This window comes from Biostraticola tofi, from assembly GCF_004343195.1.
Taxonomy (GTDB): domain Bacteria; phylum Pseudomonadota; class Gammaproteobacteria; order Enterobacterales; family Enterobacteriaceae; genus Biostraticola; species Biostraticola tofi.
Map to the genome: position 1 here is coordinate 11377 of NZ_SMCR01000008.1, position 15986 is coordinate 27362.

The following is a 15986-nucleotide window of genomic DNA, read 5'->3' on the forward strand; positions in this document are numbered from 1 at the left end:
CAGCATTTCCGCTACCATGCTCCGCAAAGTCAACGAGCAGGATGCAGAATCCTGCCTGGCATTTAACGATGATATTTTAACATACTCTTAAACGATGGCGCTTTATGATTGTCTTCTCCGCACTGCAAATTCGCCGCGGTACTCAAGTACTGCTGGATAATGCCACCGCCACGGTAAACCCTGGCCAGAAGGTAGGGTTGGTCGGTAAAAACGGCTGTGGCAAGTCCACCTTGCTGTCGCTGCTGAAAAATGAGCTCAGCGCCGATGCCGGCAGCGTCACCTTCCCGGGTAACTGGTCAATGGCCTGGGTCAATCAGGAGACCCCTGCTCTCGATGTGCCGGCTATTGAGTATGTTATCGACGGCGATCGCGAATATCGTCAGCTTGAGTCTGAATTACAGGCCGCCAATGAAAAAAATGATGGCCATGCCATCGCGGTGCTGCACGGAAAACTCGATATCATCGAAGCCTGGACCATCCGTCCGCGCGCCTCGAGCCTGCTGCATGGTCTCGGATTCAGCCAGGAACAGCTCGCCATGCCGGTGCGCGATTTCTCTGGCGGCTGGCGTATGCGGCTTAACCTGGCGCAGGCACTTATCTGCCGCTCGGATTTGCTGCTGCTTGATGAGCCGACCAATCATCTGGATCTCGACGCGGTCATCTGGCTGGAAAAATGGCTGAAAAGTTACAGCGGTACGCTTATCCTGATTTCCCATGACCGTGATTTTCTCGATCCGATAATCAATAAAATATTGCATATCGAGCAACAGGCATTAAACGAATATACAGGTAACTACTCCTCCTTTGAGCTGCAACGCACCACCAAGCTGGCGCAACAGCAATCGCTGTATCAGCATCAGCAGGAAAAAGTCGAGCACTTACAGAACTATATCGACCGGTTTCGCGCCAAGGCCAGCAAGGCCAAGCAGGCTCAAAGCCGGATAAAAATGCTGGAAAGGATGGAGCTTATCGCGCCTGCCCATGTGGATAATCCGTTTCAGTTCAGCTTTCGTCCCCCGGAAAGCCTGCCCAATCCGCTGCTGACCATGGAAAAAGTCTCTGCCGGCTATGGCGATCGGGTGATCCTGGATTCCATCAAGCTCAATCTGGTGCCGGGCTCGCGCATTGGACTTCTTGGCCGTAACGGCGCAGGCAAATCGACGCTGATAAAACTGCTGGCCGGTACGCTAGCGCCGAAGTCCGGTGTCGTTGCCCTGGCCAAGGGTATCAAGCTCGGCTACTTCGCCCAGCATCAATTGGAATTCCTGCGGGCCGACGAATCGCCCTTACAGCATATGAGCCGTCAGGCGCCTAAGGAATATGAGCAAGCATTGCGGGATTACCTGGGGGGGTTTGGTTTTCGCGGCGATAAGGTCACTGAGCGTACCGAGCGTTTTTCCGGGGGAGAAAAGGCCAGGCTGGTCCTGGCACTGATCGTCTGGCAGCGCCCCAATCTTTTGCTGCTGGATGAACCGACCAACCATCTGGATCTGGATATGCGTCAGGCGTTGACCGAGGCATTAATCGACTTTGATGGCGCGCTGGTGGTGGTCTCCCATGACCGGCATCTGCTGCGTTCAACTACCGATGAATTTTATCTGGTTCATGACGGCCGGGTTGAACAGTTTGATGGTGATGTGGAGGATTATCAGCAGTGGCTGCTCGATTATCAGCGCCAGCAGGCCCAGACCGAGGGCGGTGCGCTGGAAAATGCCGCCCCTTCGGCCAACAATGCACAATCCAGGAAAGATCAGAAGCGGCGCGAAGCCGAGTTGCGCAACCTGACCCAACCGCTGCGCAAAGCCATCACCGGGCATGAGAAGCTGATGGATAGTCTCGCTTCGGAGCTGGCGGCCATCGAGCAGACGTTGGCAGACTCAGCGCTCTATGATATCAGCCGCAAAGCCGATCTGACCCGCTGCCTGGCACAGCAGGCCGCAGTCAAAGCCAGGCTTCTGGAAGTGGAGCTGGCCTGGCTCGACGCTCAGGAACAGTTAGAGTCCCTGTCGCGGGATTTTGAAGCCAATGAATAAAGCGGGAGCACCCGCCAGGCACCGGCGGAGTTAGCGGCTGTGGCGGAGCTGGGCCGGCAGGCACCCAATAAGCGTCGGACCGGCCATGCTCTGCTCAATGCCAGATTAGCAGCACGCAGGCCGCCGTCAGCAGCCCCATGCTGACGTTAAACATTTTCCAGGCCCGCCGGCTTCGCAGCAACCGTCCTATCAGGGTGCCAAAGCCCAGCCAAATCGCCCCCGAGACAATATTTACCGACGCAATGCCGATGCTGATTGCCACCACTGACGCAACATAGGCATTGCCGCCAAGGCTGAAGCTGGCAACCGCGCCGAGAGCCATCAGCCAGGCTTTGGGGTTGAGGAACTGCAGCAGCCCCCCCTGATAGAAAGGAATCGGTTTAGGCGGCGGCGAGTCAGTATCCAATTGTTCATAAGCCGCGCTGGCGATTTTCCAGGCCAGCCATAGCAGATAGAGGCTGCCGGCGATTTTCAGCAAAAGGTGCAAGGCCGGATAGAGGTTAATCAGTCCACCCACGCCAAAAGCGACCAACAGCAGCATGCACTGCATGCCGAGCATAATCCCCAGCATCAGCGGCATTGAGCGCCAGAAGCCGAAATTAGCCGCCGAAGCGGTCAGCAGCATATTGTTTGGCCCGGGTGTGATGGCGGCGACCCACAGAAAACCCAGCATGGATAAAAAAAGACTCAATTCCATATGACAAATACTCTATAGACCCGGAAAGCGGATGGGGAACCTTACTGTCGGATCATTATTACACAACCAAATATCATTGAATATTCAACATCACTGACATCTTACGAGGGGGAGTATATTATTGCTGAACCCGTCATCGCTATCCCCTTCGATAGTGACTGATGCCATTGGCTGCAGGTGATAAATGGGAGGCAACACCGTGATTATTCCCTGGGAACAAATAGACCCTGAAACCCTTTCTCGGCTTATTGAATCTTTTGTGCTGCGCGAAGGCACCGATTATGGCGAGCACGAGAAAACCCTAGAACAGAAAGTAGAAGATGTTCGGCGTCAGCTGCGCTGCGGTGAGGCAGTACTGGTATGGTCAGAACTCACGGAAAGTATCAACATCATGCCGCGTGGACAGTTTCGGCCCGATTAAGGCCCCTGGCCCGGCCCGCACTGGATGTGATAACACTAAAAGCTTTTGCGTCATCGTCAAGACCGTCTGCCGGCGATGAAATAACAATCAAGTACAGGGTTAACATGTCAGCAAAACATCCGATCATCGCCGTTACCGGTTCTAGCGGTGCAGGGACAACAACCACCAGCCTGGCCTTTCGCAAGATATTTCAGCAGTTAGATATTCATGCCGCTGAACTGGAGGGCGACAGCTTCCACCATTTTACCCGCCCGGAAATGGATATGGCGATCCGCAAAGCGCGCGACCTGGGTCGCCATATCAGCTATTTCGGGCCCGATGCCAATAACTTCGGCTTGCTTGAAAGCACGTTTAACCAGTATGGGCAAACCGGACGCGGCCAATCACGCAAGTATCTGCATACCTATGATGAAGCGGTGCCCTACAACCAGATGCCGGGGACGTTCACCCCCTGGCAACCACTGCCTGAACCGACCGATGTGCTGTTTTATGAAGGACTGCACGGCGGCGTGGTCAACGACACCCATGATGTGGCGCAGCACGTTGATTTATTGGTAGGCGTGGTGCCGATTGTCAATCTGGAATGGATTCAGAAACTGGTGCGCGATACCGGCGAGCGCGGCCACTCCCGTGAAGCGGTGATGGACTCGGTGGTACGCTCGATGGAGGATTACATCAACTACATCACCCCGCAGTTCTCACGTACCCATATCAATTTCCAACGGGTGCCTACGGTTGATACCTCGAATCCGTTTGCCGCCAAGTCGATACCGACTTTGGACGAGAGTCTGGTGGTCATCCACTTTCGCGGCATGACTGATATAGATTTTCCCTATCTACTGGCAATGCTGCAGGGATCGTTTATTTCCAGTATCAATACGCTGGTGGTTCCCGGCGGGAAAATGGGACTGGCGATGGAGCTTATCATGGGACCGCTGGTACAAAAGCTGCTAGAAGGCAAACTCATCCGCTGACCGGAACTCCCCCCCGACCGGCGGCGCGGCTAATGAAGCCCCAGTGCTCCCCAGCACCGGGTTTTGGCGAATTTACGCCAGAATTTCAAAGCTGTGGGTGATATTGACCGACTTGCCCAGCATCAGGGATACCGAGCAGTATTTCTCTGCTGATAGCTGCACCGCCCGCTCAACGGATTTTTCCGTCAGGTCGTCCCCGCTGACAATGAAATGCAGGTTGATATCGGTAAACAGACGAGGTGCTTCGTCCCGGCGTGTCGAGGTCAGCTTTACTTCGCAATCGCGGACATTTTGCCGGCCTTTTTGCAATATCGATACAACGTCAATAGCGCTGCAACCGCCCGCTGCTATTAATACCATTTCCATTGGGCTCGGCGCTTTTTCGCCGGCATTGCCGTCCATCAGAAGTTGGTGGCCCGACGCCGACTCGCCGATAAAGGACAGACCTTCGACCCATTTAACCCGTGCCTGCATAATTAATAACTCCTTGATGAAAATCCATTGCAATCAGACTACATTTTTGCGGGAAAAGTGGCAATGTAATGGCACATACTTCATGCTGAAGCGAGACAACAGAAGACAGTCTCTTAAAGCTATGCTAAAAACAGGGTTGTATTGTCCTGATTGACAATGACAATAGAAATTGAGCGATAGGAACGTCACCCATATTGGACCCTAATATGTTCCCTTACGTCGCTTTGCCACCGGCGAAGTGAGAGTATAAAGTACCGCGCCGTAAAGGGAATACGATGTCCTGAGTCAATGGACAGCGATGACAAAAGAGGATAACAGCGAATGGTTCTCGGCAAACCGCAAACAGACCCGACTTTAGAATGGTTCCTGTCTCATTGCCATATTCACAAATATCCATCAAAGAGCACCCTTATCCACCAGGGTGAGAAAGCGGAGACGCTTTACTACATCGTGAAAGGCGCTGTGGCAGTGCTGATAAAAGACGAAGAAGGCAAGGAAATGATCCTCTCCTATCTCAACCAGGGAGATTTTATAGGTGAGCTGGGACTGTTCGAAGAAGGTCAGGAACGCAGCGCCTGGGTCCGGGCAAAAACTGCCTGTGAAGTGGCCGAAATTTCTTATAAAAAATTTCGTCAGCTGATACAGGTCAATCCCGACATTCTGATGCGCCTGTCCTCGCAGATGGCCAGTCGCCTGCAGGTCACCTCAGAAAAAGTCGGTAACCTGGCTTTCCTCGATGTGACCGGGCGCATTGCCCAGACGTTGCTAAACCTGGCCAAGCAGCCGGACGCCATGACTCATCCGGACGGCATGCAGATCAAAATAACCCGTCAGGAAATCGGCCAGATAGTCGGATGCTCCCGTGAAACGGTTGGCCGCATTCTTAAAATGCTGGAGGATCAGAATCTGATCTCCGCCCACGGTAAAACGATTGTCGTTTACGGCACCCGATAACGCCATCATTACGCCAGGCGTGGTCATCTGCACCACGCTTTTATCACGGCCGTTATGTGGCGACGACTGATCTACCACCCCGAAGTCAACTATGCCCTGCGCCAGACCATAGTGCTGTGCCTGCCGGTCGCCGTTGGTCTGCTGTTCGGCAGTCTGCAGCAGGGACTGCTGTTCTCATTGGTCCCCGCCTGCTGCAATATCGCCGGCCTGGATACCCTGCATAAGCGCTTTTTCAAACGTCTGTTAATCGGCGGCACGCTGTTTGCCCTCAGCAGCATACTGATACAGTGGCTGCTGCAGGTCCCGGTACCTCTGCCGATGATTTTGCTGGGACTGGCGCTGCTGTTCGGGGTCACCGGTGAAATCAGCCCTCTGCACGGTCGCCTGTTGCCAGCCTCGCTTATCGCCGCCATATTCACCCTCGGACTGACAGACCATGTGCCTGCCTGGGTTCCGCCGCTGCTGTATCTTGCCGGTACCGCCTGGTACGGGCTGTTTAACGCGCTTTGGTTCAGGCTGTGGAAAGAGCAACCGATGCGTGAATCCCTGAGTCTGCTGTATCGGGAACTGGCGGATTATATCGAAGCCAAATACAGCATGCTCACCCAGCATACCGATCCGGAAAGCGCCCTGCCGCCGCTGTTTGCCCGTCAGCAGAAAGTGATCGATTTGATTGCGCAGGTTTATCAGCAGTCCCATATGCTGTCAGCCAACCATCAGGACCAGTACAAGCGGCTGGTCAGATCTTTTCAGGTGGCGCTGGATTTGCAGGAGCATATTGCGGTAAGCCTTCATCAGCCGGATGAAGTGCAAAAGCTGGTTCAGGAAAGCCATGCCGAAGCGGTTATCCGCTACAACGCCCGCGTCATCGCCGCCAGGCTGCGGGTGCTGGCGGATGATATCCTCTATCACCGGGCTCCCTCGCGGTTTACCATGGCTCCCGCATTGTCCGCTTTGGGCAAGATTGCTCATCGTAATCCGGACAATCCGGTCGGCCACTTCTGTTATTACCACTTTAGCCGCATCGCACGGTTACTGCGTACCCAGCGCCCACTTTATCGCCGCGACATTATGGAAGATAACCAGCAGCGACTGCCTTTGTGGCCTGCGCTCAAAAGTTACTGCTCATTCAAATCGATGGCGCTGCGCAATGCCGGGCGGCTTGGCATCATGCTGGCCATCGGCAGCAGCCTGGGGCTGGTGTTCCATCTCCCCAAACCTTACTGGATCCTGATGACGGTGATGTTCGTCAGCCAGAATGGCTATAACGCTACACGGGTACGTATCCAGCATCGAGCGCTGGGTACCTTGGCTGGACTGGTGATCGCTGCCGCCACGCTGCGCCTGCAGGTTGCCGATGGGGTGATTCTACTGTGCATGCTGGTGGTAACCCTGGCCGCCTATCTGGTACTGCGTAAAAACTACGGTCTGGCCATGACCGGCATGACGGTGACCGCCGTCTATACCCTGCAGCTGTTGTCACTGAACGGGGCTCACTTTCTGGTGCCGCGGCTGGTGGATACGCTGATAGGATGCATGCTGGCATTTGGCGGCACGCTATGGCTCTGGCCCCAGTGGCAAAGCGGGCTGCTGCGCAAGAATGCTCATCAGGCACTGGAGCAAGATCAGAATGCCCTGCGGCGGCTGCTCTCGCCCGATACCACTGCGGCGCAACTGGCCTATGCCAGGATGCTGGCCAATCAGGCGCATAACGCGTTGTTTACCGCCCTCAGCCAGGCGATGCAGGAGCCCGGTTTCAATTCCCGCTATTTATCGGATATGCGCTTGTGGGTAACCCACAGCCAGTTCATCATCGAGCATATCAATGCCATGACCATCTTGGCTCGCGACCATTATATGCTGACCGCAATACGGGCCGCTGAGTATCTGATGTCCTGCGAGGTGGCGTTGCAAAGCTGCCAGCAAAGACTGGAATACGACGGGCCGAGCGGTGAAATGCCCCTGGCAGGCCTCAGCGTATCGGCTGAGGGAGCGGCTACGCCGATGGAGCGCCATTTACAGCGGATTCTGTTTCACCTGGGGGTGATGCATACCATCTCGTCGGTAGCCTGGCGGCAGAGGCCACACCACGGTCTATGGCTGTCCAGAAGACTGGGGGAAAGAAAAACGCCGGGCTGAAACAGTACCGGCATTCAGAGCGATGCCTGTTTTCAGACAGTTGGCGTGATGACTCGGGCAACTGCTTTTTCAAAGCGAGCCATGCCGGCGTCTATATCCTCGATATCGATAACCAGTGAGGGGGCGAAGCGCACCACGTTGGGACCGGCGTTTAACACCATCACACCTTCTGTGGCGGCGGCATGCAGGAATTCACGCGCTCGACTCTGATAGTTGGCAGTCAACTCGGCCCCTATCAGCAAACCAGAACCTCGAACGTCGGCGAAAACAGCATATTTGTCATTTATTGCGTTTAAGGCGGCATGGAAACGGTGGTGCCGTTCTTCTATGCCGGCCAAGACTTCCGGGGTATTAATCAGATCCAGGGCGGCCTCAGCCACCGCGCAGGCAAGTGGATTACCCCCATAAGTGGTGCCATGGGTGCCCACCGCCATTACCGAGGCAACGTCCTCAGTGGCCAGCATGGCGCTGACCGGGAAACCGCCGCCCAGCGCTTTGGCCGTGGTCAGGATATCCGGGGTGACGCCGTAATGCATATAGGTGAACAGCTTACCGGTACGGCCCATGCCGCACTGCACTTCGTCCATGACCAGCAGCGCCTGATGCTGGTCGCAAAGCTCACGCAGGCCCTGCATGAATTCAGGGGTAGCTGCGGTAATCCCCCCTTCACCTTGAATCGGCTCAACCACGATAGCGCAGGTGTGATCATCGATAACCGCTTTTACCGCAGCCAGATCGTTAAAGGGAACATGGACGATATCCGCTGGCTTGGGCCCGAAACCATCCGAATACTTGGGCTGGCCGCCTACTGAAACGGTGAACAGCGTACGTCCATGGAACGCATTGTGAAAAGCAATGATTTTGGTTTTGTAAGGGCTATGGCGGGTAACCGCATAATGCCGTGCCAGCTTAAAGGCCGCTTCGTTGGCTTCACCGCCGGAGTTGGCAAAAAAAACGCGATCGGCAAACGTCGCCTCTATCAGCTTGCTCGCCAGACGCAGTGCCGGTTCATTGGTGAAGACATTGCTGGTGTGCCACAGTGTCTGTCCCTGCTCTATCAATGCCGAGACCAGCGCCGGATGACAGTGACCCAAGGCAGTCACCGCAATTCCGCCGGCAAAATCAATATATTCCTTGCCCTGCTGATCCCAGACGCGGCTGCCCTTGCCTTTAACCGGGATGAAATTCGCCGGTGCATAAACGGGCAAAATAACCTGGTCAAATGTTTGCCTGGTGACTGCAGCTTGCTCTGTTTTCATAAATAATTATCTCTATGCGCAAAATTACTCAAGTGAAAGTTTAATCATAAAATATGCATAATTAATCATATTCATGCAAACGTTATTTGCTCTGCCCGACAAAAAGTTTTTTAGCGCTGGTGCAAAAAGTTGTTAAGCAGTAGCAGCCCATGCTGGCTGAGGATGCTTTCCGGATGGAACTGTACGCCCTCAAGTTTCAGACTTCGATGGCGGATGCCCATAATTTCATCATGTTGCTGTTGTTTCAAGCTCCATGCCGTGACTTCTAGACAATCAGGCAGGCTTTCAGGGTCAACGATCAGGGAATGATAACGGGTCACGGTGAAAGGGTTTTCCAGTCCGCTGAATACCCCTTTGCCGTCATGACCGACGGCAGATGTTTTGCCGTGCATCACCTGGCGGGCGCGTATGATCCGGGCACCAAATGCCTGGGCTATGGCCTGGTGTCCCAGGCAGACGCCAAGAATCGGAATCACGCCAGCGAAATGGCGGATAGCGTGGAGGGAAATACCCGCGTCATCTGGTGTCCCCGGGCCGGGTGAAATCACCAGCTGGGTCGGGGCCATTCGTTCGATAGCCTGGATATCCAGGGCGTCATGCCGCCTGACCTCAACCTCTGCTCCCAGCTGGCAGAAATACTGATAGAGGTTGTAGGTAAATGAATCATAATTGTCGATTATCAGCAGCATAAACAAATCATCATGTGATAAATATCCATTTTATCATCAGCGTATACCTTTTACGCGTCCCGCGGCTGCGGTTCTCTGACTGCCTGGCGAAAAATATCGGTCAGCAGGCTCAGGTCACCGAGGGCCCCCGCCCGGTTGGCTTCAAGCCATGCCTGACGATCTATCCCCTGCCAACTGATGTCAAAACCCGCATGGATGACCAGTTGCTCAAAGAAAATGCGCTGGGCACGGCCGTTACCCTCACGAAAAGGGTGGAGCATATGAATATCGGCATAATATTCCGCCAGACGAGGGCAGATTTGCTCAAGGGTCAGTCCCAGCAGATACTCCTCATCTTCCAGTCTCTGCATCACCGCATTGCCCTCCTTTTCCAGATAGGCGAAGTGGCAATAACCGGTGTCATCCTGAGAGATATCGACCAGCCGCAATTCGCCGGCCCAGTCAAAGATATCCTGGAACAACGTCCGATGGATGGCGCAAAGACGTGGCAACCCCATTGTAGGAGCGGCCAGTTCAATGGTTGAGGCCCGTAGTCTGCTGAAGGCAATTTCAGCTTCAATCAGGCGCTTGCTGTCGGTAATATTCAGTTTGTTGGCCAAAACCTGGCTGCCGGCAATCACATAAGGATCCAAATCATTTACCCGTTTATCGTTCATAGCGGGCCCTCAGCTGCTGGATCTGCTGCTCTGTTTCACTGGCATCCAGGGTTACCAGCGGCAGGTCATGGCCGTCCAGGCGCAGGCTTTCACGGTAATTCTCATTGCGGCGCGCAAGGAAATGTCGTTCCTTCTGCTTTTCGGTGATCTTTTTCATTGAGCTCCTCCACTTTGCCGTGCTTCAGGGCGAGAAATGGCGCGGTATAGTCTGAAGTATAATCAGCATTGGCGGTTTCGCAGGGAGCAATGAAGGGGGGGGGCAACAGCCAGAAGACAATGAAACGTGAGAAAGGCCGCAAAGCCTTTCTGGACGTTAGCAGAAGGAAGGCAGGCCAATCATCGGGCCTATCATTATCAGGGCATGATTTTCATCAGGGCATGATTTTCGCCGACAGGATGACGATAGGTTTTACCGGCACATTCTGATAAGGCCCCACATTTTTGGTAGGTACCTGGGCTATTTTGTCGACCACGTCGATGCCTTTGACAATCTTGCCGAACACCGCATAGCCAAAATCACGCTGCCCATGGTCAAGAAACGCGTTATCCGCTACGTTTAAAAAGAACTGGCTGGTGGCACTGTCTTTATCAGCGGTACGGGCCATGGAAATCGTGCCGCGTGTATTACGTAATCCATTGTCGGCTTCGTTTTTTATCGGCGGCCGGGTTTGCTTTTGTGACATATCTTCCGTGAAACCACCGCCCTGAACCATAAAGCCGGGTATGACGCGGTGAAAAATAGTGTTGTTATAAAAACCGCTGTTAACGTACTCGACAAAATTCTGGCTGGAAACCGGCGCTTTTTGATTATCCAGCGCTAATTCGATATTGCCGGCGGAGGTGGTCAGCAGAACATGGGTCTCCTGAGGTGCGGCAATGGCGGATGAAGACATCATGGCAAGGGCGACAACGGTCGCAGCGGTTGCCAATGTTCGTTTCAGCATGAAAGGATCCTTCTTTGAAAGATAAGTCGCAGGGAGCGATTAGATTCTAAAGAGCGTCTATGCCTAACGCTACCCATTTACCTATTTTTACGTAATTCAGCGCGGAAAACGCCTCTAGCCGCAAAATTGCTACCCGTTACACCATGACAAAATAAGCTAAACCGACATTACGTTTATGTCTTAATTTCGGAATACGCCGAAGGTAAACCATTACTTGCTCATAGGGCCATGATACCATTTGGGTTCGTTTGGGAAGAACTCATTTACCCTTTAACAGCAAAGGGTGAAGCGGTCATTTGTTTCTTTTGAACAGGCCTATTATGACTAACAGTAATCGACTGCGTTTAACATGGATCAGCTTTTTTTCATATGGACTAACTGGAGCTTTGGTTATTATCACCGGAATGGTGCTCAGTAATATTGCTGAATATTTTCAGTTGCCGGTTTCCAGCATGAGTAACACCTTTACCTTTCTGAACGCCGGCATTTTGATAGCCATTTTCCTCAATGCCTGGCTTATGGAAATAATTCCGCTTAAAAAGCAGTTGATCGCCGGCTTTGTGCTGATGCTGCTGGCAATAGCCGGACTGATGAGCGGCAATAACCTGGCCGTGTTCTCCCTGTCGATGTTCATATTGGGTGTGGTAAGCGGCATTACCATGTCGATAGGCACCTTCCTGATAACGTATTTGTATGAAGGGCGCCAGCGCGGATCCCGGCTGCTGTTCACCGATTCGTTCTTCAGCATGGCCGGCACGCTGTTTCCCATCCTGGCCGGCGTGCTGCTGGCACGGCATATTCAATGGTACTGGGTGTATGCCTGCATCGGCATCCTGTATGTGGCGATTTTTATCCTGACGCTGATATCCGATTTTCCGATTCTGGGTAAAAAACCGGGTACGGCGATGAACAAAGAGGCGCCAGTCAAAGAAAAATGGGGAATGGGGGCCCTGCTGCTGGCAATTGCCGCTCTGTGCTATATTCTCGGCCAGCTTGGCTTCATCGCCTGGGCCCCCCAGTACGTGACCGGCACCTTCGGCATGGATATCCAGCAGGCAGGAGGTTTGGTCGGCAATTTCTGGACCGCCTATATGGTCGGCATGTGGGTATTCAGCGCGGTATTGCGCTTTACCGATCTGCAGCGCATCGTGACGATCCTGGCGGGCTTGTCGGCAATCCTGATGTACCTGTTCCTGGCCTCCGGCGAGGCAACTCATCTGCACTACTATCTGCTGGCTCTGGGCTTTGTCTCCAGCGCAATCTATACCACTATCATTACCCTGGGCTCTCAGCAGACCCGCGTGACCTCGCCAAAGCTGGTCAACTTTATTCTGACCTGCGGCACCATCGGCACCATGCTGACTTTCGTGGTCACCAGTCCTATCGTGTCGACCTATGGCCCCAAAGCGGCGCTTTACACCGCCAACGGACTCTACCTGACGGTGTTTGTTCTATGCCTGCTGCTGGGTTTCGTCACCCGACATCGCCAGCATAGCCTCTAAGTCCCTTCCCTGCCCGCTGACTCCTTGCGAGAGATGGGCAGGGTTCCCCTGCTTTCCATGAATGGCCGACTCAAAATGGTGGATAGCTGCCGCCTATGATGTGCCTGAAGCGATCACTGTCAGCCAGTTGAATATCTTCACGCTTTAACCCGATATCTTTTAATTGACTGTCATTGAGCGCCAGCAGCAGGTTTTTGTTCTTTCGAAAGGCGCGCCAGGCTGAAAGCCGGTTGAGCCATAGCGTCAGAAAAAAAAGCCTGGGTTTATTTTGCTGCTCCAGGCTGCAGGTCTGCCGTAGCGTATCGATACCGTTCAAAGGCGGATTTTTCATGATAGTTCCTCATCAATTAGGGTTTAACCATCATGTAACATTCAACCGGCTACCGTACAGATTCAGAAAAGAATAATTTTCTCCATACAGATTGCCCAATTCAGCTCTGTACTGCTACTATATCCGCCAATCTGTATTGTTTTTTTCTTGAACCGCGTATGGGGGCAGTATGACGCGCTATTACCGGCTGGCCGATATAATCGGCGAACGCATAGAGCAGGGCCTGTACCAGTGCGGTCAGCGGCTTCCTTCGGTGCGATCCCTTAGTCAGGAACATGAAGTCAGTATCAGCACCGTGCAGCAGGCTTACCGGGTATTGGAACAGCGTCAACTGGTCGAGCCCCGGCCCAAATCAGGCTATTTTGTCAGTCAGAAACACGACCTTCCTGCCTTGCCCGCCATGTGCCGCCATGCTCAGCGACCAGTGGAGATTTCCCAGTGGGATTTGGTGCTTAATCAGCTTCAGGGCCGGGCACAGGGCGTCACCCAGCACATGGGCATGGGCATTCCGGATGTGACGGTACCCAGCCTGAAGCCGCTGACAAAATATCTGAGCCGTATCGCGCTTAATACCGATCTGAGCAGCCTGAACTATGATGAAATCAGCGGTTCTCTCAGCCTGCGCGAACAGATTTCACGCCTGCTGGTGGACAGCGGCAGCCATATCTCCCCGGACGGTATCATGGTGACCACCGGCTGCCATGAGGCACTGTCGATAGCCATTCATGCGCTTTGCCAGCCGGGGGATATTATCGCGGTTGATTCGCCCAGTTTTCACGGTGTAACCCAAATCCTGAAGGGATTTGGCATGAAGGCGCTGGAGATCCCGACCGATCCGCTGACTGGCATCAGCCTGGATGCCCTGTCCCTGGCGCTGGAACAGTGGCCGATTAAAGCCATACAGCTAACGCCAAACTGTAATAATCCCCTGGGTTACATCATGCCGGATGCGCATAAACAGGCCCTGCTGACACTGGCGCAGCGCTATGACACACCGATTATTGAAGACGATGTGTATGCTGACCTGGCTTACCACTATCCGCGCCCCAGGACCATCATGTCATTTGACGAGGACGGACGGGTATTGCTTTGCAGCTCGTTCTCAAAGACGCTGGCACCGGGGCTGCGGGTTGGCTGGATAGCACCTGGTCGCTATATGGATCAGGTGATACATATGAAATACATCGGCACCGGCGCTACTGCTACCCAGCCGCAGCTGGCGGTAGCGGAGTTTATCCGGCGCGGCGATTACCATAAGCATCTGCGTGCCGTCCGCACCCGTTACCAGTTGAATCGCGACATTATGACCGACTGGATTTGTGCCTATTTCCCGAAGGCATCAAGGGTCAGCCGCCCGCAGGGCGGTTTTGTGCTGTGGATAGAAATGCCCGAACGTTTTGATAGCCTGCGTCTCAATCGGCAATTGGAGGGAAGCGGCATCAAGGTGGCCGTCGGGCCGGTATTTTCCGCTTCGGGAAAATACCGCAACTGTATCCGTATCAGCTATGCCCGCCCGCTCACCGCTGAGGTCGAAGCGGCGATAAAGCACATCGGTAAGTTGATGCAGCAACAGATGGACGAATTCACTGCCTGAAACTGACTTTTTCGGCTTTTTCCAGATAGATCATCGATTGACTGGGCGGCGTTTCGCTAATAAGCCGACCTTGGCGAATCACATAACGTGGCGCCGTCTGCCGCCTTACGGCATCAAAACCATTTTCTGCCGGTAGTATCACCAGATTGGCTTCATGGCCGCTTTTGATGCCGTAATGTTCCAGGTTCATGGTTTTGGCACTGTTAGAGGTAATCAGATTCAGCCCTTGGTTTATTTGCTCGTAGCCCATCAACTGGCAGACATGCAGTCCCATATGCAGTACCTGGAGCATATTGCCGGTGCCTAGCGGATACCAGGGGTCGAAGACGTCATCGTGACCAAAGCAGACGTTGATACCGGCTTCCAGCATCTCTTTTACCCGTGTCACGCCGCGGCGTTTGGGATAATCGTCAAACCTGCCTTGCAGATGGATATTGACCAGCGGATTGGCGACAAAGTTGATGCCCGATAATTTCAGCAGTCGGAACAGCCGGGCGGTATAGGCTCCATTATAGGAATGCATCGCTGTGGTATGGCTTGCGGTTACTCTGGCGCCAAGACCATCGCGATGAGCCAGGGCGGCGACCGTTTCGACAAAACGTGATTGTTCGTCATCAATTTCATCGCAATGCACGTCAATCAAACGTTGGTATTTATCGGCCAGCGCAAATGCCTTGTGAAGTGATTCGATGCCGTACTCACGGGTGAACTCGAAATGCGGAATAGCCCCCACCACATCTGCGCCCATCCTCAGCGCTTCTTCCAGCAGGGCCTCTCCTTGAGGATAGGAAAGAATGCCCTCCTGGGGAAAGGCCACCAGTTGCAATTCGACCCAGGGAGCAACCTCCCGTTTCACTTCAAGCATTGCCTTCAGGGCGGTCAGCGACGGATCGGAGACATCCACATGGCTGCGCACGTGCTGAATGCCATTGGCGATTTGCCATTTCAGCGTCTGCCAGGCCCGAGCCTTGACATCTTCAACCGTCAGGCTGGCCTTTCTCTCTGCCCAGCGGGCAATCCCTTCAAACAGAGTACCGGATTGATTCCAATGGGGATCGCCGGCGGTCTGAGTGGTATCAAGATGAATATGAGGCTCAACAAAGGGCGGTACCGCCAGCCCGCCGCCCCCATCCAAGACTTCGGGGCTGTCGGGCTGCCCCTGGTTCTGCGGCGCCAGCTGGCGGATTTTGCCGTTCTCTATAGTTATCTGCCATAAACCTTCCCGCCACGGCAGGCGGACATGGGTGATAGTTTGCAGGGGTGGCTTGGGCACGGATTACCTCGCTGTGTCATGGTCATGATTAATCCATAGCGTAAAG

General features: G+C 53.9%; 16 protein-coding genes. 7 read left to right on the forward strand and 9 right to left on the reverse strand.

The annotated features are described in order from the left end of the window. Positions 1–104 precede the first annotated feature (104 nt). Entirely contained in the window at positions 105–2033 is a 1929-nt protein-coding gene (locus EDC52_RS15120) for an ABC transporter ATP-binding protein (RefSeq protein WP_131866352.1), read from the forward strand. A gap of 94 nt (positions 2034–2127) precedes the next feature. On the opposite strand, the gene EDC52_RS15125 is transcribed toward EDC52_RS15120, so the two are convergent. Next, positions 2128–2730: a LysE family translocator gene (locus EDC52_RS15125; protein ID WP_131866354.1), complete on the reverse strand. Its 603-nt coding sequence runs from the start codon at positions 2728–2730 to the stop codon at positions 2128–2130. Positions 2731–2929: 199 nt separating this feature from the next. On the opposite strand from EDC52_RS15125, the gene EDC52_RS15130 reads away from it, so the two are divergent. Then, complete coding sequence (locus EDC52_RS15130; protein WP_131866579.1) at positions 2930–3151, forward strand: YheU family protein; 222 nt, start codon at positions 2930–2932, stop codon at positions 3149–3151. 104 nt (positions 3152–3255) lie between these two features. Then, the gene (locus EDC52_RS15135; protein ID WP_131866356.1) at positions 3256–4125 is read left to right on the forward strand and encodes a phosphoribulokinase; all 870 of its coding nucleotides are present in this window, start codon (positions 3256–3258) and stop codon (positions 4123–4125) included. 72 nt (positions 4126–4197) lie between these two features. Here the strand turns inward: EDC52_RS15135 and EDC52_RS15140 are convergent, their stop codons facing one another. After that, a complete protein-coding gene (locus tag EDC52_RS15140) occupies positions 4198–4599 on the reverse strand; it encodes an OsmC family protein (RefSeq protein WP_131866358.1) in 402 nt (133 codons plus the stop codon). A gap of 321 nt (positions 4600–4920) precedes the next feature. Between EDC52_RS15140 and crp the strand changes: the two genes are divergently transcribed. Both crp and EDC52_RS15150 read left to right on the forward strand, forming a co-directional pair. Continuing rightward, on the forward strand, positions 4921–5553 hold the full coding sequence (crp, locus tag EDC52_RS15145; protein ID WP_131866360.1) for a cAMP-activated global transcriptional regulator CRP: 633 nt from the start codon (positions 4921–4923) through the stop codon (positions 5551–5553). Positions 5554–5607: 54 nt separating this feature from the next. Beyond that, complete coding sequence (locus EDC52_RS15150) at positions 5608–7692, forward strand: YccS/YhfK family putative transporter (RefSeq protein ID WP_131866362.1); 2085 nt, start codon at positions 5608–5610, stop codon at positions 7690–7692. A gap of 32 nt (positions 7693–7724) precedes the next feature. Here EDC52_RS15150 and argD read toward each other — a convergent pair whose 3' ends face one another. From argD to ppiA, 5 genes are all read right to left on the reverse strand, one after another. After that, positions 7725–8951, reverse strand: coding sequence for a bifunctional acetylornithine/succinyldiaminopimelate transaminase (argD, locus tag EDC52_RS15155; protein WP_131866364.1), 1227 nt, complete (start codon positions 8949–8951; stop codon positions 7725–7727). A gap of 110 nt (positions 8952–9061) precedes the next feature. Further along, positions 9062–9640 (reverse strand): anthranilate synthase component II, encoded by a 579-nt coding sequence (locus EDC52_RS15160; protein ID WP_131866366.1) that lies wholly within the window; start codon positions 9638–9640, stop codon positions 9062–9064. Positions 9641–9690: 50 nt separating this feature from the next. Further along, complete coding sequence (locus tag EDC52_RS15165; RefSeq protein ID WP_131866368.1) at positions 9691–10296, reverse strand: putative adenosine monophosphate-protein transferase Fic; 606 nt, start codon at positions 10294–10296, stop codon at positions 9691–9693. Next, positions 10286–10453: a YhfG family protein gene (locus EDC52_RS15170; RefSeq protein WP_131866370.1), complete on the reverse strand. Its 168-nt coding sequence runs from the start codon at positions 10451–10453 to the stop codon at positions 10286–10288. The genes EDC52_RS15165 and EDC52_RS15170 overlap by 11 nt, the downstream gene beginning before the upstream one ends. Before the next feature lie 214 nt (positions 10454–10667). Further along, a complete protein-coding gene (ppiA, locus tag EDC52_RS15175; protein WP_131866372.1) occupies positions 10668–11240 on the reverse strand; it encodes a peptidylprolyl isomerase A in 573 nt (190 codons plus the stop codon). 320 nt (positions 11241–11560) lie between these two features. Between ppiA and tsgA the strand changes: the two genes are divergently transcribed. Next, entirely contained in the window at positions 11561–12742 is a 1182-nt protein-coding gene (gene tsgA, locus EDC52_RS15180; protein ID WP_131866374.1) for an MFS transporter TsgA, read from the forward strand. A gap of 70 nt (positions 12743–12812) precedes the next feature. On the opposite strand, the gene EDC52_RS15185 is transcribed toward tsgA, so the two are convergent. After that, positions 12813–13073, reverse strand: a complete 261-nt coding sequence (locus tag EDC52_RS15185; RefSeq protein ID WP_131866376.1) for a DUF1127 domain-containing protein — start codon at positions 13071–13073, stop codon at positions 12813–12815. Between the two features lie 169 nt (positions 13074–13242). Here EDC52_RS15185 and EDC52_RS15190 point away from each other — a divergent pair, with 169 nt between their 5' ends. Continuing rightward, entirely contained in the window at positions 13243–14667 is a 1425-nt protein-coding gene (locus tag EDC52_RS15190; protein WP_131866378.1) for an aminotransferase-like domain-containing protein, read from the forward strand. Here EDC52_RS15190 and EDC52_RS15195 read toward each other — a convergent pair. Further along, a complete protein-coding gene (locus EDC52_RS15195; RefSeq protein ID WP_131866380.1) occupies positions 14657–15940 on the reverse strand; it encodes a cytosine deaminase in 1284 nt (427 codons plus the stop codon). The genes EDC52_RS15190 and EDC52_RS15195 overlap by 11 nt on opposite strands. Positions 15941–15986 lie beyond the last annotated feature (46 nt).